This is a genomic window from Ruegeria sp. CDSA079 (assembly GCF_059612245.1).
On record NZ_JBXWQF010000023.1, the window covers coordinates 42,051 to 60,619 of the forward strand.

Sequence of the window (18,569 nt, forward strand, 5' to 3'; positions counted from 1 at the left end):
CGTCGGTTTATCATTCATTGCCCCTTATCGCTGATCCCGCGGATTTTGCGAGGGTTCAGCGAAACGCAATTTCTCAGGCAGCTGTTTCCTTTGATTGTGCCGCATTGTCTTTGATACGATTGATATCGGTTTTTGGGAAAAACTCGGACCAGACGTGCCAAAACACTCCGGCTCGCAAGGTTTCAACCCGTTGCAACTGACCCTGATCAGACTTGCCCCAGAAATCGCATTGGGACACAGGCTGACCGCTGTCATTGTACCAAACGCCCAAGCTTTCAAACTTGGGATCAAGACTGACAACAACATCGCGTCCGCCGACCTTAGCATTCACGATCCAATCGTTGTCGACGACAAAGTCATCGGTCCAGCACGTGGCATCTTGCCCGATGCTGATGCCCCAAACATAGGTCTTGTTCGGCAGCCGGTCGTCGGTACGGTCCATGTTGTCCATCACCGGTGCGTCTTCCTGATGCTGTCGACTGATGCCCCACCCAAAGGTGATTTCCGTCACCATGTCCAACAACCGCAAAATCGGGTTCGAGGACGGCCGGTTCAGATACACCTCGCCATTCGGGAAGGCTTTTTGAAATCCTCGGAAGGTCATCCGATAGGTTGGCCAAGGTTTCATCTGCGCCTCAGGGCGAAGAGGGCAAGCCGGGCCATCCGGGTTTGGATCACGGTCCGCTTCGCGAAACCCATAGATGTGCTGTATGGGCTCACCGGTTTCATTGTCCCGCAGGATCAGATTGTTGCCATGCTGTGCCAGAACCTCCAGATTCAGGCGCTGGCCTTCGATCCGAGGCACATAACCCTGCCCCAGATTGGCCATGGCGCAATAGGTCATGACAACGTCTTCTCCGTCCAATCCCTGCGCATCGCCGGCCAGGTGGGGCCGCATGATCTGAGCGTCCGGGTGCGCCCGGGCATGACCGTTGTTGTCAATGACAATGACCGGAGCGGTCGGGCCCACAAATTTCCGCGCCTCTTCGATGGAAACGTATTGCGCGTCATTCAACTGATTGCGCAGCCCGAGGTGGACCCAGACGTAGGGAAACCCATAAAGAAACGCCACCAGCACGGCGCTTGTCAGCCAAAGCCAGAAAGGAGCACCGCCAAGCGCAAAGTGTGCAAGCGTCGCCAGGGCAAACCCGCACAACCCGACTGCGATCAGACGGTATTCATTGCGAATTAAGCGCACCATGTTCTCGCGCTTCACCTTCAGCACCATCTGAGAGACGTCCCCGAGGTCTCGGAAATAGACAAAGCCAATCCCAAGTGAGACGATCAGGCCAAGTGCAAAAACTATCGTTACCAACATGTGTCCATCCTAAAGTCCATACGTTCAGTTCTTAACAACGCGGTGGCGATGACCGCCGCGCTATTGCAGTGGAGACTGGCGTTTCACACCAAACGCTTCGACCGCCTGTTGTGTTTCCGGGCGAATGTTTTCGATCCCTTCATAGGGCATTCCAAAGGCCGGAGGCGTATCTGGAAACTTCTCTTTACGCGCATTGTGGCGCCCCAATATGCGAACGAATTCCTGACCGCCCCACGCTCCGACCTCGGTCGAAACCGAATACTCCTCGCGCGTATCGCGAAACAGATCGAAGAACTTCGCGAGAATTGCGCTCTCACCCGGTCCGGGAAGTTTGAGCTTTAGCTGATCTTTGACAATGGCCTCGGGTTTTGCGACCGAGTAGATGATGACATGGTCGCGCCGTGCCTTTGTTTCATCTGAAAACAACAGTGCTGCGGACTGATCTACACCGTCAACAAGACGATCACGGGGGATGTATTGATCCGCTCCTGCAAACCGCGACAAAGTGGTGTAAAGATCCGAGACATGGATGATGCTGTTCAGCAATCCATCTGCTTCAATTACCCCCGGCCAGCGTATGAACGCATCCACGCGCACACCCCCTTCTGTCGTATCCCCCTTGCCACCCGCAAATATCATCGGAGTAAACCCGGACTGCGGTGCATATTTGGTAAAATGCCCGTTGTCTCCCATGACGACAACGATCGTGTTCTCAGCGACCCCTAACGCTTCCATTCTATCGAACAAATCGCCCAGCCACTCATCCAGCAACTGCATCTTGTCCACGTAGAGCCCGCCATTGGCACTTTCAGGACCGCTGCGCCCGGCGCGCGTGTTGTCCAGCGGGATCATCGGCCAGTATTGCAAAAAGAACGGCTCCGCACCGCTGCTGAGCCGATCCAGTTCCTCCAATGTTTTGACCTGAAAAGCCTCGTTCATTTCATCGTACTTGGCCGCGTTCCAACGCTCTCCGGCTTCCATCCGGATTTCGCGGATCGGGCCGCCTGCCTCGCCCTCAATAACGGTCATCATGGCCGAGGCATCGGGGCGGAACCAATCGTCCAACGTGTACTTGTCATCAAAATCCCGGATTCCCACCGAAACCTGTTCCTTGATCGCGTCGTCGTTAAAGATCGTCAGTTGCCCCTGCTGGTGCACAGCCATTTGGGCATAATCGAACCCCTGGTTCATGGCCCAGCTTTCGGAAATATCGCCCATATGCCACTTGCCCACATGGCTTGTGGCGTAACCCGCTTGCTTCAGAATCTCCGCCAGCGTCACCTCGTCCTCAGGCAGCCCGAAACCCGCGATGTCGACAGTTGTGTCCCCCATGCCCATGCGTACAGGTAGGCGTCCGGTCATTTGGGCCACGCGCGTCGGTGTGCAGGACGGTTCGGTATACATTCGAACCATGCGCATCGCCTCGTCGGAAAAGTCGTTGATGTTCGGTGTTTCATATCCGCGAACGGCATTCAGTTCCGGAATACCCATGTCACCAAAGCCAAGATCATCGATCAGAACGCTAACGATATTAGGCGGTTTTCCGTTGTTGGCGTCACGAAACGCCGCCAGGGCCTCATCCACTGCAGCGTCGTCCTGAGCCCATTGCTCGCCATGCTGGTCTTTCAGAATGTAGAACTCTGCATCATGTTGAATGGGGTCTTGTTGAGCATATGCTGCCGAAGCCAAACTGCCAGTCGCCAGAACCAATACCCTAAGACCTTTCATCGCAATCCCCCCAAAACTGTTCCAAAGCGCGTTTCACAATACATGTCCCGCCCCTCATATTGACACATTAGTATATATTATCGAGAGTTTTTATCCTTAGTCACTGCCAACTCATGAAGACATCCCGGGTCAGCTCCGTTTCCGGGCGCAGATTTTCGATGCCTTTATAGGGTTCACCTTTTGCGATCTCGGAATGCGGGTATTTTGCGATCATTTTCTGATGACGTTTGATCATGTCCTGAAACGATGCACCGGCCCATAGCGAGTATCCAACCAGCGGGTGTTCCTCGCGCGGGTCCCGATAGATGTTATAGGTCGGGGCGGCAGCACCGGGCTGACCTGGCGCCGGCAGGTGCATCTTGAACTCCTGTTTGACGACCGACCGCAACACCGGTCCTTCGTAGACATAGACGTAATCCCGCCGGCCATGGCCCTCGCCATTCAGAAGCAAAGCTGTCTGATCGATCCCGTCAATCACCCGGTCACGTGGGATATGGTCCGTTGCCCCGGCAATCCGTGCCATTGTGGTGAAAATATCTGAGACGTGAAAAATATCACCGGCCGCGCTGTTGGCTTCGATCACACCAGGCCAGCGGATGAAGGCATCGGTGCGCACACCTCCTTCCAGGTGCTGGGTTTTTCCGCCGCGATAGATCAGCTGATTGAGTCCGGACGTTCCCTCGTAATGATACATCAGACCATTGTCTGCCATCACCATGACGATGGTGTTGTCGGCTTTGCCGGTTTCCTCCAATTTGGCCAGAACATCCCCGATCCAACCATCCAGCAATTGCAATTTGTCCGCGTGGAAACCGCCATTTCGTGAAATCGCTTGTTCAGGGTAGACAAAATTCAGCGGGTACAAGGGCCAGTATTGCAGGAAAAATGGGGCGTCTTCCGCCGCAACGCGTTCGATTTGCTCCAGCGCCTGACGCTGGTAGCGTTCATTCATCTCTTCGTATTTGGCTTGCGTCCAGGTTTCGCCTGCAGCCATATCCACTTCACGCGCCATCCCTCCGGCGACAGCTTCAACACCTGTGACCAGACCATAGGGCTTGAACCTTTCGTCCAACTGGAACTGGTTGCTTTGTCCTTCGGACACATAGCCCAGCATAGTGTTGGATCGCATCGCCTCGGGGATCATGAGGCTTAACTGCACCTGCTGATGCAGCGGGAATGCGGCCCAGTCGAAGCCCTGATTGTGCGGGTAGGCCTCTTCGATATCGCCCTGATGCCACTTGCCTACATGGGCTGTTGAATAGCCGACCTGTTTCAGGAGTTCTGGAAGCGTCACCTCGCTGGCCGGCAGGCCCTCACCCACGAGGGCAACCTTGACCTCTTCCACTCCGGCACGCACCGGATGGCGTCCAGTCAGCATCGCGGTTCGGGTCGGGGTACAAGAGGGTTCGGTATACATGCGCATCAACGAAAGCCCCTCGGCTGCGACCTGGTTGATGTTCGGCGTATCAATCCCCGTGACGTAGTTTAGCCTGCGGTCCCCCATTTGGCCAAAACTGACATCGTCGACCAGGATGTACAGAAAGTTAGGGGGGTTCCCTCCATTCGATGCGCGTATCTCAGCCAACCTGGCGTCGATGCCCGCGTCCTGCGCATCCCATACCTCTCCGAATTGTGCGCGCAGGAACTGAAACTCTCCATCGTGAATGATCGGATTGTCCTGCGCCAGAACCGGGTTAGCGCAAAGAAAAAATGCGGGCAGGATACGATTAAGCAACATGTCAGGATTCTCCAATGTTGTAAGATCTATCGGCCAACTCGACACCTTGCGCGGCCAGCCGCTTTTCTATCGTGCTGCGCAGATCCGACAGGCTTTCGGCCAGATCCGCGATGTATCGAGATTGTGGTACTTCCTTGGCTTGTGGTTGCTTTGACAGCTCCGCAAAAAGCTCGAGGTAGTCTGTGCAGATCTGGTCAAACTCTTTGTCTCGGGCGCGCATTTTCTTCAGCAGCGGCACTGCCTTGGGAAACTGAGCATCAAAGAAATCATCGTCGATCATAATCGGCAAAACCCATAAGCTTGCTGGCTAAATATGCACGGGAAGCAATGTGTCTTGTACGTAATACGGCGCATGCTACCGTAGCAGAGCGGAACCAAATCTTTGTGGAAAAAGGATAGTTCTTGATGGGCGCGGACAGCGAAACACAGCAGACAGATAAGCGGTCGGCCTCAACTGCCGAGATCGAAACCGCGCTGAAACATGTTTTGCAGTCAGACGAATTCCGAGGATCCAGCCGTATGCAGTCCTTTCTGACTTACGTGGTCAAAGAGGCGCTTTCAGGACGAGCCGAGAATATCCGCGCAAAGACGATCGCAATGGATGTGTACGGCTATGACGTAAACGAATTGTCCAAGCGCGAAGGTGTTGTTCGGGTGGACGCGGGTCGCGTACGTCGTAAACTCGACGCGTATTATGAAAGAAACGGAACCTTGGATCCGGTCATCATATCTCTGCCGGTTGGCGGCTATGCGCCGGAATTCACCCTTCGCACAAATGCACGTCGCGGTGCACGCAGGCCTCTGTTCGCTGCTTTCTTGCTGACGCTTTCCGCGTTCCTTATCGCCTCGATTGCAGGGTTCTATGTCTGGTATGGCTCCTCTTCGACCAGACTAAGCAAGGATAGACCGATCATCTACGATGTCGCTCCTGCGCGCATAGAGGCCATGAACCTGTGCAACGCGGGCCGCGAATTGATTTTTCCGGTTGTCACCCTGTCACGCTTGCGTCCTGCGTTGCAGATTTTCGAAACCGCAGTTGCACGCGACCCGGACTATTTTTGCGGCTACGCGGGAGCAGCCCAGGTTGAAACAATGCTGGCGCTTCTTCAACCTGAACGCCCTGACATAGAGATTCTGTTGCAACAGGCAGAGAAGAACAGCGCCCGCGCCATAGAGTTTGCGCCGGACGACCCTTGGGCCATGTCTGCTCGGGCCTGGTTCGAGTTCGGGTCCGGGAACTATGACCGCGCGCTGACGCTTTCGGGTCGGGCTGTGCAAATGGCGCCTCAGGACCCTCATATTGCGGAATTTGATGCGTTGATCTTGTTGTACACATCCCGCTTTGATCAGCTTCTTGAACAATCCGACCACTACAAACAATTGGCCAAATCGGGTGGCGGTCTAGTTTTCGATAACGCGCTTGGCTCGGCCCAGTTTCACAGTGGCGAATATGCGGCTGCCATTAAAACCTTTGAAACCACCATTGCACGGGGCGGCCCCTTTGGCCCAATCTCAGCCGCCTATCTCATGGCCGCACATTGGAAGAATGGGGAACGGAAAGAGGCCCAAAGACTGGCCGGCATGTTCAATCAGACTTGGCCGGATTTCCCGCTGGAGACAATCAAAAGGCGCGCATTTTCAACAGCTGAACCTGTGGAGTCTTTGATTGATGCGATGAAAGCTGCGGGATGGACGCAGCAACCAGACTAAATGATCGCATACATAGCGATGTTTACGTGCAATTGACGAATGCCCACCACCTTAACCTCTTAACGTTAGCAACAATTCGAGCAAGGCAACCCTTCACAGACGGATCACTGAGCATTTCCGCCACGGCTTAGCCAAAGCAGCGTGATCTTGCCACATGCAGTATGCCCGATCAGCGCGGCCTGGCCCAAAACTCTATTCTGCTGAGAATTCACAAGAATTCCCCTTTGTCTCTGCGTTAGTTTTGCATCATCCCGGCGACACAAATTCCAAAGGAGATTCACATGTCGCGTACTCTTATTTTGATCATAGTCCTCGCCGCAATCGGCGTTGGCGGTTACTATTACCTGAACCAACCTGAGCCAACTCCGGCAGAACGTTTGCAATCGGCGGCAGAGGACGCTGGTGACGCATTGTCCGATGCGGCCACTGCGGCACAGGACGCTGCATCCGACGCAGTTGACGCCGCAACCGAGCAAGCCGCGGAAGCGGCTTCATCTTTGACCGAGCAGGCATCCGAGGCGGCCTCATCCGTTGCCGATCAGGCATCTGAAACTGCGCAACAAGCGGGCGATCAGGTTGCTGCGCTGGCCGGTCAGGGACAAGAACTGCTGAGTTCCTGGATTCAGGAGGGCAAGCTGGACGTAACCAATTTCGACTATGACGGCATCATGACTTCGCTGGAAGAAAGCACTCTGGCCGCCGATCTGAAAGAGCAAGCGATCAAGATCGTGAACGACATCAAAGAGTCGCCCGAAACCATCGCTCAGAAGATTCAAGAACTAACCAACCTGTTGACTCAACAATAAAATACCTGGGGCTGACCTTTTGGGTTGGCCCCACCCCATGGGCGTATCTTGGGTGCCCCCACGTTATTTCGGCATTGAATTGACGCCCTAAGCCGCATTTGATTGGCTCATTCCAACGCTTAGCTCGCGCCACGCCTCTTTAGGGCACTTGTTTCAATAAGGCGCGTGTGACCCTGTTTGATCGAGGATGACCACATGACAGATTTGCCGCAGACCATGTTTGCCACCCTTTTAAAACATGACGGATATTCCGGCACATCCAGCGGGCCGGTCATCGCAGATGCAGCTGAATGGCTGGAACCCGCAGAAATCCCTGTGCCACAGCCAGGACCTGGTCAGGTTCTGATCAAGTTGAGAACAGCGTCGGTCAATCCATCGGACCTGCATTTCATCAAGGGAGAGTATGGTCAGCCGCGTGTAAAAGGATCCCCTGCCGGGTTTGAAGGATGCGGTGACGTCGTGGCCACCGGCAAAGGCGCCGAAGCCCTGCAAGGTCAGCGCGTCGCGTTTGTCGCCGCCGGATCGGGGGCGTGGGCGGAGTATGTCGTCACGCAGATGCAGATGTGCATTCCCCTGAGGCCGGATATCTCAGACGATGACGGGGCCGCACAGATCGTAAACCCCCTGACCGCGATGGCGATGGTGGACATGGCTAAGGCCGACGGCGATGCGTTTGTTGTGTCTGCCGCAACCAGCCAGCTTGGAAAACTCATGTGCAGCCTGGGGCGCGATCTGGGGCTGAAACCCATTGCGTTGGTGCGGCGCGCCGAGACGATAGACATGCTCAAAGACCTGGGTGCATCCGAAGTATTGGTAACGACAGACTCGGATGTGGTCGCACAGCTCGCGGAACTTAGCGCATCTCTGAAACCACGCGTTTTCCTGGACGCCGTGACAGACCAACTTTCGGAAAAGCTGTTCTGCGCCATGCCGAACCGTGCACGTTGGATCACTTACGGCAGGCTCTCAACCGAAGCGCCGACTCTGACCCAGACCGGCCAGTTGATCTTTATGGGCAAGCGGATCGAAGGCTTTTGGCTGACGCAATGGATGATGTCGACACCGCCTGCAGATCAGATGCGGGTGGTGACCGAAGTGCAGGCACGTTTTGCGGACGGGCGCTGGAAAACAGATGTTTCTGAACACCTTACGCTCAGGAATCTGGTGCCGAATTTGGCCGACGCGCTGAAAAAGAGTGACGGAAAGGTGATAATCACGCCATAGTAGAAGAACCCCACGCAACCCGAGAACCTGCGTGAGGCTGACGGCATCGGTTGGTCGTTGGAGGGAGGACAGTTTGGATAACGCACAGCTGCTGATCAGCGGGCTGGCGAATGGCTGCGTCTATGGCCTGATCGCACTTGGCTTTGTTCTGATCTACAAGGCAACCGAGGCGGTGAATTTCGCGCAGGGCGATTTCATGATGTTGGGGGCCTTTGTGACCATCGGTCTTACGAATACCCAATATATGGGCCTGCCCTTCTGGCTGGCCTTGCCGATCTCACTGGGGATTATGGGCGCTCTGGGCTATCTGCTGGATCGACTGATCATCCGGCGACTGTTCGGTGAAAGCCAAACCGCCGTCGTCATCCTGACCATCGCTTTGGGGTTCGTGATCCGCTTTGTGGCAGGCCTTATCTGGGGGCATGAGCCGCAAACGCTGCAAAACCCGCTTGCAGGCAAAGAAGCCCGCTTTGGCGGTCTGGTGCTGGGGATGGAGGATGTTGCGGTGATTGTCGTCACGATCCTTCTGACCGGGGCGCTCTATGTCTTCTTCAGCCGCACCAAACTGGGTCTTGCGATGCAGGGTGCGTCGCAAAACCAATTGGCGGCGTATTATATGGGCATTCCGGTCAAACGCGTTCAGGGCTTTATCTGGGCACTGGCCGGGGTTGTTGCCGGGATCGCCGGTATCCTCTTTGCCGCCAAGGGTGCGGTGGACCCGACGACCGGTTTGCTGGGCATCAAGGCCTTTGCAGCGGCGGTCATTGGCGGCTTTGGCAGCCTGCCGGGTGCATTGGCAGGAGGGCTGATCGTGGGTGTGATCGAACCCTTTTCCAGCCGTTATATTGCTGCGGGCTACAGTCAGGTTGCGCCCTATGCTCTTCTTCTTGCCGTACTGATTTTCCGGCCCAACGGGCTGTTCAGTCAGGTTCGGGTCAAAAAGGTCTGAGCCATGCGGATTGTTTTCAAAACCAATTACATGCAGGATATTCGGCCTTGGAAAGACCGGTATCAACTTAGCCTGTATCTGATCCTGCTGGCCGTTGTCGCCGCTGCCCCCTGGTGGTTGGACGCGTTCTATCTGGGTGAGCTGACAAACGTTCTGATCTGGGCCATTGCCGGGCTGGGCCTGATGATCCTGACCGGACATACCGGGCAAGTCAGCCTGGGGCACGCCGCTTTTCTGGCTTTTGGCTGTTATGCCAATATTGCACTGATCGAAGCAGGGGTTCCTTTTCTGATCGCCTTCCCGCTGGCCGGGATTCTAACCGGCATCGCGGGCGTGACGGTGGCGATCCCTGCCCTGCGGCTGCACGGCATCTATCTGGCCATCTTCACTATGGCCCTGTCGATCCTGATGGACGACATCATCGTTCTGTCCGAACCAATAACCGGAGGCGTCGCGGGCAAGTATGTCGGAGGGGTCGAGATCTTTGGCCATCTGGTAGACCGCTGGGGTACACCGGATCAATTCTTCTGGCTGGTGCTGATCGTCACTGTTCTGGTCACATTGGGCTATATCAACCTGCTACGTGCGCCGCTGGGGCGCAGCTTTATCGCTGTGCGTGACTCAGAGGTTTCCGCGCAGGCAATGGGCATCGATATCGCGCGGACCAAGATGATCTCATTCGCCTTGTCCTGCGCTGTGACGGGCTGGGCCGGGGCGCTGATGGGACTGTTTGCCGGAGCTTTCAACAACGAAACCTTCAGCGTTCTGATTTCGATCCAGTTGCTGATGATGATCGTGATCGGCGGGCTGGGGTCGATCCACGGGGCATTTCTGGGCGCGATCGTGATCGGGTTCCTGCCCCAATTTCTGTCAATTTCGAAGGAATACGCCGGTGCCCTGTTCGGCGGCAATACCGTCGCCATTCCGGGGCTGGAATTCGGCATCTTCGGTATGATCCTGATCGCCTTCATTCTGTTCGAACCCATGGGCCTTTATGGCCGCTGGCTTAAAATCCGGACCTGGTTCGAGCTGTTCCCCTTCTACCGAAAGGACATGTTTAAACGGCAAAAATCTTATCTGAGGACGGAGCGCCTGAGATGAGCTTGCTGGAATTTGAAAACGTGACCCTGAAATTTGGCGGCCTCACTGCGGTTGATGACCTGTCATTCGAGGTTCTAGAAGGCGAGGTTTTTGCCATTGTAGGTCCCAACGGCGCCGGAAAATCGACAGTGTTCAACCTGATCTCGCGATTTTACGACCCCTATGCCGGGTCGATCCGGTTTGATGGCCATGATCTGCTGCGTGTCAAACCCTCGGGCGTCGCAGCTTACGGCGTGGCGCGGACGTTCCAGAATATCGAACTGTTTGAGCACGCAACCGTTCTGCAAAACCTTCTGGTCGGGCGACACCAGCACCGAAAAACAAACCTGCTGTCCGAATTGTTGTTTCTTCCATCCGCCCGACAGCAGGAAATAGAGAACCGCGAGAAGGTTGAAGAGATCATCGATTTTCTCGATCTTCAGGCCTATCGTGACAAGATGATCGCGGGGTTGCCCTACGGTGTGCGAAAGGTGGTTGAGGTCGCGCGTGCCTTGGCAACCGATCCCAAATTGCTGCTGCTGGACGAACCGGCCTCGGGTCTTTCAGTCGAAGAAACAAGTGATATGCGGTGGTGGATCGATGACATCCGGCGTCAGATGGGTATCACCGTTTTGATGGTGGAACACGACATGGGCCTGGTCTCGGGCGTGTCGGATCGGGTTTTGGCCATGGCCGACGGCGCTAAACTGGCGCTCGGCTCTCCGGCCCAAGTACAATCCCACCCGGCCGTGATCGAAGCTTATCTTGGGAAAGCCTCATGAGTGCGCCGATCCTGAGAATCCGCAATGTCGAAAGCTTTTATGGCCCCATCATGGCCATTCGCGGCGTTTCCTTGGACGTGCACGAAGGGCAGATCGTCTCGATCCTTGGGGCAAATGGCGCGGGAAAGACGACGCTGATGAAAACCGTCTCGGGCGTGATGGACCCGGAGAAGGGTCAAATCACCTTTGATGGCGATGACATTCAGGGGGCCGAGCCGCATAAGGTCGTTCAGCGCGGTATCGTACACATTCCAGAAGGGCGCGAGGTCTTTCCACTTCTGACCGTTGATGAGAACCTCAGCCTCGGTGCTTATTCCCGCAAGGATAAACACCAGATCGAGCAGGATCGTGAACTGGTCTTCAGCTATTTTCCGGTCCTCAAAGACCGACGTGGGCAAGAGGCTGGCACCTTGTCGGGTGGTCAGCAGCAAATGTTGGCCATCGGGCGTGGACTAATGGCCCGGCCTCGTATCATGTTGCTGGATGAACCCTCGCTGGGCTTGTCGCCGATGCTGGTGCAAGAGATTTTCGAGATCCTAAATCGTCTCAACCAAGAACAGCAGATGACTATGATGCTTGTTGAACAAAACGCTCATGCGGCACTGGATCTCGCCCATCATGGCTATGTGATGGAGGTTGGTCGCATCGTCATGGACGGGAGCGCTGAAGTTCTGTTGAAGTCCGTGGACATCCAGAACTTCTATCTTGGGGTGCAGGAAGACGGCGCGCGGGAAAACCGGCGCTGGAAGCGGAAAAAGACGTGGAGGTAAGACGGATGGACGCCACCCCCCTGCCCCCGCAGACCACCATCAACGGCGTGCGCTTTAACGCAACGACGGGTCAGCGGCCGCTAAGGGTCGATGGCTGCATCACCATCAGCGAATTGTTTCAACACCGATGTGCCGAGTTGGGCGACCGCACCGCGCATCGGGAAAAAGATCTGGGCATCTGGAAATCCTACTCCTGGGCCGATTACTGGCAACACGCCAAATGGATCGGTTTGGCGTTGCGCAATCTGGGGCTGGAACGCGGCGATGTGGTCTCGATCCTGTCCGAGGACCGCAAGGAATGGGCTTGGTTCGACATGGGTATTCAGGGTGTCGGAGGGATAGCCTCGGGCGTTTACACCACAGACTCTGCCAGTCAGCTGCAATACCTGATCAATGACAGTGGCAGCAAATTCCTGATCGTCGAAGATGAAGAACATCTGGACAAATTCCTGGAAATCGAGACTGAGGTTCCGGATCTGATCAAGGTGATCATTCTGGAAGACGAAGGTCTGCACGACCTCAAACACCCACGCGGCATGATGATCGACGACCTCTACGCGCTTGGCCAGCAGGTCGAGGCCACCGATCCCGGTCGGTTCGAGGCCGAAATCGCGCTGGGGAAACCGCAGGATACCGCCCTACTTGTCTATACCTCGGGCACCACCGGGCAGCCCAAGGGCGCGATGCTGAGTCACGAAAATATCCTGGCCGCTATCGAATCCGGCGCACGAGCCTTGCCGGTTCTGGCCAGCGATGAGCAGCTTTGCTTCTTGCCGCTCTGTCATATTCTGGAACGGGACGTGTCGGTCTATTTTCCGCTTGCGGCGCGCTGCACGGTGAATTTCGCAGAAAGCCCGGAGACCGTCTTTTCCAATCTGCAAGAGGTCTCGCCCTCGACCTTCACCGCTGTGCCGCGCGTGTGGGAAAAGATTTATGCGCATGTGCAGATCCTGACGCAGGAGGCCACACCATTGGGGCGCGCGGCCTTTGGTATGGCATTGAAAGCTGGCGCGCGTCGCGCCGATTACATAGCGGCAGGAAAACCTGTTCCTGCCAGTATCACCGCCCAATTCTGGGTATGGGATCAACTGGTCCTGAAGAACCTGCGCCGCATGTTGGGAATGGACAAGCTACGTCGGGGCGGGACCGGCGCTGCACCGATTTCGACTGACCTGTTGAAATGGTACTGGGCCATCGGTGTGCCTTTGGTCGAAGGTTTTGGGATGACTGAAACCTCGGGGCTTGCCACGCTCAATACCGTTGAAAGCAACAGGATCGGGACCATCGGCAAGGTCGTTAAAGGCTGCGACATTCGCATCTCAGACGACGGTGAAATCCAGCTGAAAGGCATGAACATTTTTCAGGGATATTGGCGCAACAACGTCAAAACGGCCGAGACTTTTACAGCAGACGGTTGGCTGCGCACAGGGGATATGGGGCATATCGACAAGGATGGCTACGTCACCATCACGGGCCGCATGAAAGACATCATCATCACAGCAGGCGGTAAGAACATCACCCCGGCCGAGATCGAAAGCCGGTTGAAGTTCAGTCACTATATTTCTGACGCGATCCTGATCGGTGACAGGCGTAAATACCTGACGGCCCTGATCATGATCGATCAGGAGAATGTCGAGAAGTTTGCCCAGGACCGCAAAATCCCGTTTTCGAACTTCGCCTCGCTATGTGCCGCGCCCGAGATCCGCGATCTGATCGGTGCCGAGGTTACAGCAGTGAACGGTGAATTTGCACGGGTCGAGCAGATCAAGGATTTCCGGCTGATCGACGTACTTTTGACCGCCGAAGACGACGAACTTACCGCCACGATGAAGTTGAAACGCGGGCTGGTGGAAAAGAAGCACGGACATCTGATTGAAGACATGTACAGTTAATCAAAGGAATTTCGGGAGGAGAGAGATGAGAAATTCATTCAAACTATTGGCTGTCGCCACGGCCTTGACCGCCTCGGCCACCATGGGTTTGGCCCAAACTCAAGGCGTCACCGATGATGAAATCGTCATCGGGTCGGTCAACGATCTAAGCGGCATATTCGCTGCTGTTGGCGTTCCTGCCACCAAAGGCGCAAATGTCGTGTTTGATCGTGTCAATGCAGCCGGAGGCGTGCACGGCCGGCAAATCCGCTTTGTTGTTGAAGACAACGGCTATCAAATGCCGCGTGCCATGCAGGGCTATAACAAACTGCTGAACCGGGACAAAGTTTTCGCGATGCTGCAATCTCTGGGCACACCGATGAACATGGCCGGGTTCAAACTTTTGGATCCGAAGGGCATTCCCAACGTCGCCCCTCTGACAGCAGCGCGGCAGATGTTGCAAGAGCCGATGCGCAACAAGTTCACCTCGTTCTCAACTTACTATGATCAAGCCCGCGTGGGCGTGAAATACCTCTCAGGTGAATTTGGATCGCAAACCGTTTGCACAATGTATCTGCCCACCGATTTTGGCGAGGAAATTCTGGAAGGCAGCAAGGCCGGGGCGGAAGAGGCCGGGATCACATTTGGATCCGAGACCACGCATAAACCAGATGAGACCGATTTCGTGGGCTCACTCAGCAAACTAAAGGAAGAAGGCTGTGACATTGTCACGATGGCGCTGGGCGTTCGTCAGGCAATTACCGTAGTTGGCACAGCCAAGAAAATGGGCCTGACGGATATGAAATTCCTGGGCACCTCGGCCAGTTTTCTTACAGTCGTGGCGAAGGTTCCCGGAGGCGTGACCGAAGGCTTCTATGCGGCTGCCTCATGGCAGGATCTGTGGGCCCGCGCGGATGAGCCCGCACCCGCCGCATTTATCGAAGAGTACAAGGCCGCCACGGGTGAAGATCCGGTTGGGTTCGCAATGCTGGGCTATTCTGCTGCCGAGATGATGGTCAAAGCGCTTGAGGCCGCAGGCCCGGACCTGACTCATGACAGCTTTATCGAAGCCATGGAATCGCTGGACTATCAGGACGATCTGGTCGGCAACCACATCACCTATGGACCGGATGATCATCAAGGCGCGGATACCGTGTTCGTCAATGTCGTTGAAAACGGAACGTGGAAGCTGGTTTACGAGGAATAAACCAATGTAGAGGCAAAGAAAAAGGGCTCGCGAGAGCGAGCCCTTTCTTTTTTGATATTCCCGGCGATTAACGCTTGGAGAACTGGAACGAACGGCGGGCTTTGCGCTTACCGAATTTCTTACGTTCCACAACGCGGCTGTCGCGGGTCAGGAAGCCTGCGGCTTTCAGAGCGCCACGCAGGCTCGGATCGTACAGTTGTAGCGCTTTCGAGATGCCGTGCTTTACCGCACCGGCCTGACCGGTCAGGCCACCGCCTTTGACGGTTGCAACAACGTCGAACTCGCCTTCTACGCCGGCAACCTGAAACGGCTGGCGCAGGATCAGCTGCAGAACGGGGCGCGCGAAGTACACGTCCTGGTCTTTGCCGTTCACGGTGACTTTGCCGGAGCCCGGCTTGATCCAAACGCGGGCGACAGCGTCTTTACGCTTGCCGGTGGCGTAGGAACGACCCAGTTCGTCACGTACGGGTTCACGCACGATGACTTCTTCGGCCACAACCTCAACGCCTGCAACGGCGCTCAGCTCTTCGAGAGTATTGATCTGATCAGCCATGGTCATTAGCTCCGGGTGTTTTTCTTGTTCATGGACTTAACGTCCAGAACTTCGGGCGCTTGCGCCTCATGAGGATGCTCGGCACCAGCGTAGACGCGCAGGTTCGTCATAACCTGACGCGACAGGCGGTTGCCCGGCAGCATGCGCTTGACCGCCTGGGTCACGACGCGCTCGGGGTGCTTGCCCTCGAGGATCTGCTGCTTGGTGCGCGACTTGATGCCGCCCGGGTGGCCAGTGTGCCAGTAGAAGTTTTCTTCGCGCTTCTTGCCGGTCATCTGGATTTTGTCAGCGTTGATCACGATGACGTTGTCGCCCATGTCCATGTTCGGGGTGAACGACGCTTTGTGCTTGCCACGCAGGCGCATGGCGACGATCGAGGCAAGACGGCCCAGAACAACGCCCTCGGCGTCGATCAGGATCCATTTCTTGTCGATGTCTGCAGGTGTTGCAGAAAAGGTTTTCATGGCAGGATAGTCCTGTTTGATGTGAAAGACCGCCCCAGCGGAGCGGTCCGAATTCGATGGATGGGTTTTATGGGGTGCTTGCGCGCAGGTCAAGCACAGCAGATCAGTTTTTCACATGCCAAAACAACAACTTACAAAATAGGTATTATTTTACCCCAATTTCAGACACTGATTTGCTCAGGTGGATTGTCCAACAGGTTTCGCAGCCGCACCATCGCGTTCTCGAACCGTTGCAACGAAACATGCCCGTTCACTGCAATACGCACCGCGTTGGGCGCGCGCCCATCCCGGAGTGCGAACTCATCTGCCGAACGCAGTTGAATCCCCTCACGCTCTGCCGCACGGCTAAAGGCCGCGGCACGCCAGCCGGACGGCAGATTCAGCCAGACAAAGGGGACATCCGGGGCCCAGTTCAGATCAAAACCACCTAATGCATTCACTGCCACACGAACGTAATCCCCCATCCTCATGCGCACGTCCTTGGCGATTTGCCGGGTTCGAGGGTCGGACAACAAAAGCCGCGCTAATTCTGCCAGTGGCTGCGCCAACCCGAAATACCCGTATTCCGCCGACCGGCGCAGATCTGCGCTGCGGTCTTTCGGGGCGATTGCAAAACCGACCCGTAACGCCGGGGTCAGTATCTTGGAAATCGAAGACACGTGCCAACCCCGTTCAGGTGCAAGCGCACGAAAGCTGGGTTCCTTGGCATCGCCCATCCGGTAGCAATCATCCTCGACGATCTGCACATCGAAACGTCGCGCAATCTCGACCACCTCTTTCCGCCGTTCCAGGGGAGTGTGCAATGCAGTGGGGTTTTGTACCTCGGGTGAGACACAGATGATCTGGGCTGGCGTCTGGCGCAGCACATGTTCCATGGCGGTTGGATCAATGCCCCACTTGTCCATTCGAATACCAACCACTTCAGCTCGCATCAGTTCACCCGCGCGACGGAACCCGGCATAAGACAGATCTTCAACCAGCACGACTGGTTTTGGACCCTGAAGGATGCTTTGAAACACAAGACACAACCCGTTCTGCCCCCCATGGGTCAGTACAATGTCGTCATCCGTCAATTGACCCAGTGGCAAATCCGACAACCAATCGACAACCACCTGCCGCATGGGTTTGTAGGCGTCGCGCGTCGGATAATTCATGAACAAGGCCGGATCAGACTGCGCCACCTTCTGCAAACATTCACGCACCAGCGAAACCTGCCCCATATCCACCAAACGTGGGCTGAACAAGCTGACGTGGTTGGCGTTTTGCGCCTCGGCGAGGTGCAGTTGCCGCGACCAGACATCGTCCAGAATCGGAGATTTCGGAGGAGCGACAAATGTACCACGTCCAACCTCGGCTTGTAGCAAGCCCTCATCCGTCAGAATCGTATAAGCTCGCGCAACCGTGCCCGGTGTGATCTGTAACCGAAAAGCAAGTTCACGCACGGGCGGCAGCTTGGCTCCGATATCTAACGTTTTGTTCTCGATCGCTTTTCGAATTGTATCAGCGACCAAGGTGTATTTTGGCCCCTTGGATTTTGGCAATGTGTCTGGCCAAATTGTATCCATTACAATTCTTCCTTTGCATTTGACACAATGTCGAATGTATCAAACTCTTGTACCGAACATTACTACTTTGTGTCAATACAATTTGAAAGGAATACCGAGATGACACGCACGATGCACAACCCCGCCCTTATGCTGCTGAACGACAGCCCTCGGCTGCCTCTGATCGCATCTCTGGCCGTGCGGTTTGCGGCGGCTGTCACTCAATGGGAGCGCCGTCGGCGCAGCCGCGTCAACCTGGGCTATCTGGATGACCGGCTGCTACAGGATGTCGGCCTGACCCGGCGCCAGGCACACCGCGAAGTAAAGCGCTGTTTCTGGCAGGTTTAAGGAATCCCCAGTCCCAATTTTGGGACCTCTTCCTGGGCCGGGGCCTGTCCCCGGCCTTTTTTATCCGAATTGTGCCGCTACAGAGCCTGCAGGTGGAATAGAATAGGTCATCGTTGCACGTGCAACCGGACCATCCACGCCTTCGGAAAAGATCAAGACGTCCCCAACCGCCAGCGTCCTGCCCAGCTTCAGCAATCGGCAGCTTGCAATCAAGTCGACGCCCCCGGCTGGCTTGCGCAGAAAATCCAATGAACTGTTGGTCGTCACCACCAAGGACTGCCGCCCTTTTCGCGCCAAAACCATCGCATAGACACTGACATCCGCCAGACCAAACATGGACGGCCCTGACACTGTGCCGCCGGGGCGCAGATGTCTTTCCTGCACCACAAGACGCATGGTGATGGTGTCCTCCGTCAGATCTTCGACAACAAAGTCCTGATGCACCTGAGGGAACACCTCGTTGAGGTATTGCGACAG

Annotated in this window: 18 protein-coding genes; 10 read left to right on the forward strand and 8 right to left on the reverse strand. The window is 55.8% G+C overall.

All coding sequences use genetic code 11. From position 1 onward, the window contains the following. Positions 1-73: 73 nt before the first annotated feature. From AC2FJZ_RS19085 to AC2FJZ_RS19100, 4 genes are all read right to left on the reverse strand, one after another. On the reverse strand, positions 74-1,318 hold the full coding sequence (locus AC2FJZ_RS19085) for a DUF3179 domain-containing (seleno)protein (RefSeq protein WP_496779616.1): 1,245 nt from the start codon (positions 1,316-1,318) through the stop codon (positions 74-76). A 60-nt stretch (positions 1,319-1,378) separates the two neighbouring features. Continuing rightward, on the reverse strand, positions 1,379-3,046 hold the full coding sequence (locus AC2FJZ_RS19090) for a sulfatase-like hydrolase/transferase (protein ID WP_496779618.1): 1,668 nt from the start codon (positions 3,044-3,046) through the stop codon (positions 1,379-1,381). A 100-nt stretch (positions 3,047-3,146) separates the two neighbouring features. Next, positions 3,147-4,784, reverse strand: coding sequence for a sulfatase-like hydrolase/transferase (locus tag AC2FJZ_RS19095; protein ID WP_496779620.1), 1,638 nt, complete (start codon positions 4,782-4,784; stop codon positions 3,147-3,149). 1 nt (position 4,785) lies between these two features. Further along, positions 4,786-5,064, reverse strand: a complete 279-nt coding sequence (locus tag AC2FJZ_RS19100; protein ID WP_496779622.1) for a hypothetical protein — start codon at positions 5,062-5,064, stop codon at positions 4,786-4,788. A 125-nt stretch (positions 5,065-5,189) separates the two neighbouring features. Here AC2FJZ_RS19100 and AC2FJZ_RS19105 point away from each other — a divergent pair, with 125 nt between their 5' ends. The 9 genes from AC2FJZ_RS19105 (at position 5,190) to AC2FJZ_RS19145 (ending at position 15,183) form a co-directional block, all read left to right on the forward strand. Continuing rightward, the gene (locus AC2FJZ_RS19105) at positions 5,190-6,494 is read left to right on the forward strand and encodes a tetratricopeptide repeat protein (RefSeq protein WP_496779623.1); all 1,305 of its coding nucleotides are present in this window, start codon (positions 5,190-5,192) and stop codon (positions 6,492-6,494) included. A 281-nt stretch (positions 6,495-6,775) separates the two neighbouring features. Beyond that, entirely contained in the window at positions 6,776-7,300 is a 525-nt protein-coding gene (locus AC2FJZ_RS19110) for a hypothetical protein (protein ID WP_496779625.1), read from the forward strand. A 195-nt stretch (positions 7,301-7,495) separates the two neighbouring features. After that, entirely contained in the window at positions 7,496-8,524 is a 1,029-nt protein-coding gene (locus tag AC2FJZ_RS19115; protein WP_496779627.1) for an alcohol dehydrogenase catalytic domain-containing protein, read from the forward strand. 73 nt (positions 8,525-8,597) lie between these two features. Next, positions 8,598-9,473: a branched-chain amino acid ABC transporter permease gene (locus AC2FJZ_RS19120; protein ID WP_050602424.1), complete on the forward strand. Its 876-nt coding sequence runs from the start codon at positions 8,598-8,600 to the stop codon at positions 9,471-9,473. A 3-nt stretch (positions 9,474-9,476) separates the two neighbouring features. Beyond that, the gene (locus AC2FJZ_RS19125) at positions 9,477-10,574 is read left to right on the forward strand and encodes a branched-chain amino acid ABC transporter permease (protein ID WP_496669868.1); all 1,098 of its coding nucleotides are present in this window, start codon (positions 9,477-9,479) and stop codon (positions 10,572-10,574) included. Beyond that, complete coding sequence (locus AC2FJZ_RS19130) at positions 10,571-11,335, forward strand: ABC transporter ATP-binding protein (protein WP_496669867.1); 765 nt, start codon at positions 10,571-10,573, stop codon at positions 11,333-11,335. The genes AC2FJZ_RS19125 and AC2FJZ_RS19130 overlap by 4 nt, the downstream gene beginning before the upstream one ends. Further along, complete coding sequence (locus AC2FJZ_RS19135; protein WP_496779629.1) at positions 11,332-12,105, forward strand: ABC transporter ATP-binding protein; 774 nt, start codon at positions 11,332-11,334, stop codon at positions 12,103-12,105. Before AC2FJZ_RS19130 ends, AC2FJZ_RS19135 begins: the two co-directional genes overlap by 4 nt. Positions 12,106-12,110: 5 nt before the next feature. After that, on the forward strand, positions 12,111-13,997 hold the full coding sequence (locus tag AC2FJZ_RS19140; protein ID WP_496779631.1) for an AMP-dependent synthetase/ligase: 1,887 nt from the start codon (positions 12,111-12,113) through the stop codon (positions 13,995-13,997). A 25-nt stretch (positions 13,998-14,022) separates the two neighbouring features. After that, positions 14,023-15,183, forward strand: a complete 1,161-nt coding sequence (locus AC2FJZ_RS19145) for an ABC transporter substrate-binding protein (protein ID WP_496779633.1) — start codon at positions 14,023-14,025, stop codon at positions 15,181-15,183. Between the two features lie 67 nt (positions 15,184-15,250). On the opposite strand, the gene rpsI is transcribed toward AC2FJZ_RS19145, so the two are convergent. The 3 genes from rpsI to AC2FJZ_RS19160 all read right to left on the reverse strand — a co-directional run bounded on the left by rpsI (position 15,251) and on the right by AC2FJZ_RS19160 (position 17,765). After that, a complete protein-coding gene (rpsI, locus tag AC2FJZ_RS19150; protein ID WP_050602574.1) occupies positions 15,251-15,736 on the reverse strand; it encodes a 30S ribosomal protein S9 in 486 nt (161 codons plus the stop codon). Between the two features lie 5 nt (positions 15,737-15,741). Continuing rightward, on the reverse strand, positions 15,742-16,200 hold the full coding sequence (gene rplM, locus AC2FJZ_RS19155) for a 50S ribosomal protein L13 (protein ID WP_050602419.1): 459 nt from the start codon (positions 16,198-16,200) through the stop codon (positions 15,742-15,744). Positions 16,201-16,361: 161 nt separating this feature from the next. After that, a complete protein-coding gene (locus AC2FJZ_RS19160) occupies positions 16,362-17,765 on the reverse strand; it encodes an aminotransferase-like domain-containing protein (protein WP_496779635.1) in 1,404 nt (467 codons plus the stop codon). A gap of 99 nt (positions 17,766-17,864) precedes the next feature. Here AC2FJZ_RS19160 and AC2FJZ_RS19165 point away from each other — a divergent pair, with 99 nt between their 5' ends. Continuing rightward, a complete protein-coding gene (locus AC2FJZ_RS19165; RefSeq protein ID WP_050602417.1) occupies positions 17,865-18,092 on the forward strand; it encodes a DUF1127 domain-containing protein in 228 nt (75 codons plus the stop codon). Between the two features lie 60 nt (positions 18,093-18,152). Here AC2FJZ_RS19165 and AC2FJZ_RS19170 read toward each other — a convergent pair. Next, positions 18,153-18,569 (reverse strand): PaaI family thioesterase (locus AC2FJZ_RS19170; protein WP_496779637.1); only part of this gene is annotated, 417 nt, incomplete at its 5' end.

What these genes read in the sequence shown, in the direction of transcription:
- AC2FJZ_RS19095 (WP_496779620.1), bottom strand. Translation starts at nt 4,784, where the DNA reads ATGTTGCTTAATCGTATCCTGCCCGCATTTTTTCTTTGCGCTAACCCG.
- AC2FJZ_RS19135 (WP_496779629.1), top strand. Translation starts at nt 11,332, where the DNA reads ATGAGTGCGCCGATCCTGAGAATCCGCAATGTCGAAAGCTTTTATGGC.
- AC2FJZ_RS19110 (WP_496779625.1), top strand. Translation starts at nt 6,776, where the DNA reads ATGTCGCGTACTCTTATTTTGATCATAGTCCTCGCCGCAATCGGCGTT.
- rplM (WP_050602419.1), bottom strand. Translation starts at nt 16,200, where the DNA reads ATGAAAACCTTTTCTGCAACACCTGCAGACATCGACAAGAAATGGATC.
- AC2FJZ_RS19085 (WP_496779616.1), bottom strand. Translation starts at nt 1,318, where the DNA reads ATGTTGGTAACGATAGTTTTTGCACTTGGCCTGATCGTCTCACTTGGG.
- AC2FJZ_RS19125 (WP_496669868.1), top strand. Translation starts at nt 9,477, where the DNA reads ATGCGGATTGTTTTCAAAACCAATTACATGCAGGATATTCGGCCTTGG.
- AC2FJZ_RS19105 (WP_496779623.1), top strand. Translation starts at nt 5,190, where the DNA reads ATGGGCGCGGACAGCGAAACACAGCAGACAGATAAGCGGTCGGCCTCA.
- AC2FJZ_RS19140 (WP_496779631.1), top strand. Translation starts at nt 12,111, where the DNA reads ATGGACGCCACCCCCCTGCCCCCGCAGACCACCATCAACGGCGTGCGC.
- AC2FJZ_RS19165 (WP_050602417.1), top strand. Translation starts at nt 17,865, where the DNA reads ATGACACGCACGATGCACAACCCCGCCCTTATGCTGCTGAACGACAGC.
- AC2FJZ_RS19145 (WP_496779633.1), top strand. Translation starts at nt 14,023, where the DNA reads ATGAGAAATTCATTCAAACTATTGGCTGTCGCCACGGCCTTGACCGCC.
- AC2FJZ_RS19115 (WP_496779627.1), top strand. Translation starts at nt 7,496, where the DNA reads ATGACAGATTTGCCGCAGACCATGTTTGCCACCCTTTTAAAACATGAC.
- rpsI (WP_050602574.1), bottom strand. Translation starts at nt 15,736, where the DNA reads ATGGCTGATCAGATCAATACTCTCGAAGAGCTGAGCGCCGTTGCAGGC.
- AC2FJZ_RS19090 (WP_496779618.1), bottom strand. Translation starts at nt 3,046, where the DNA reads ATGAAAGGTCTTAGGGTATTGGTTCTGGCGACTGGCAGTTTGGCTTCG.
- AC2FJZ_RS19130 (WP_496669867.1), top strand. Translation starts at nt 10,571, where the DNA reads ATGAGCTTGCTGGAATTTGAAAACGTGACCCTGAAATTTGGCGGCCTC.
- AC2FJZ_RS19160 (WP_496779635.1), bottom strand. Translation starts at nt 17,765, where the DNA reads ATGGATACAATTTGGCCAGACACATTGCCAAAATCCAAGGGGCCAAAA.
- AC2FJZ_RS19100 (WP_496779622.1), bottom strand. Translation starts at nt 5,064, where the DNA reads ATGATCGACGATGATTTCTTTGATGCTCAGTTTCCCAAGGCAGTGCCG.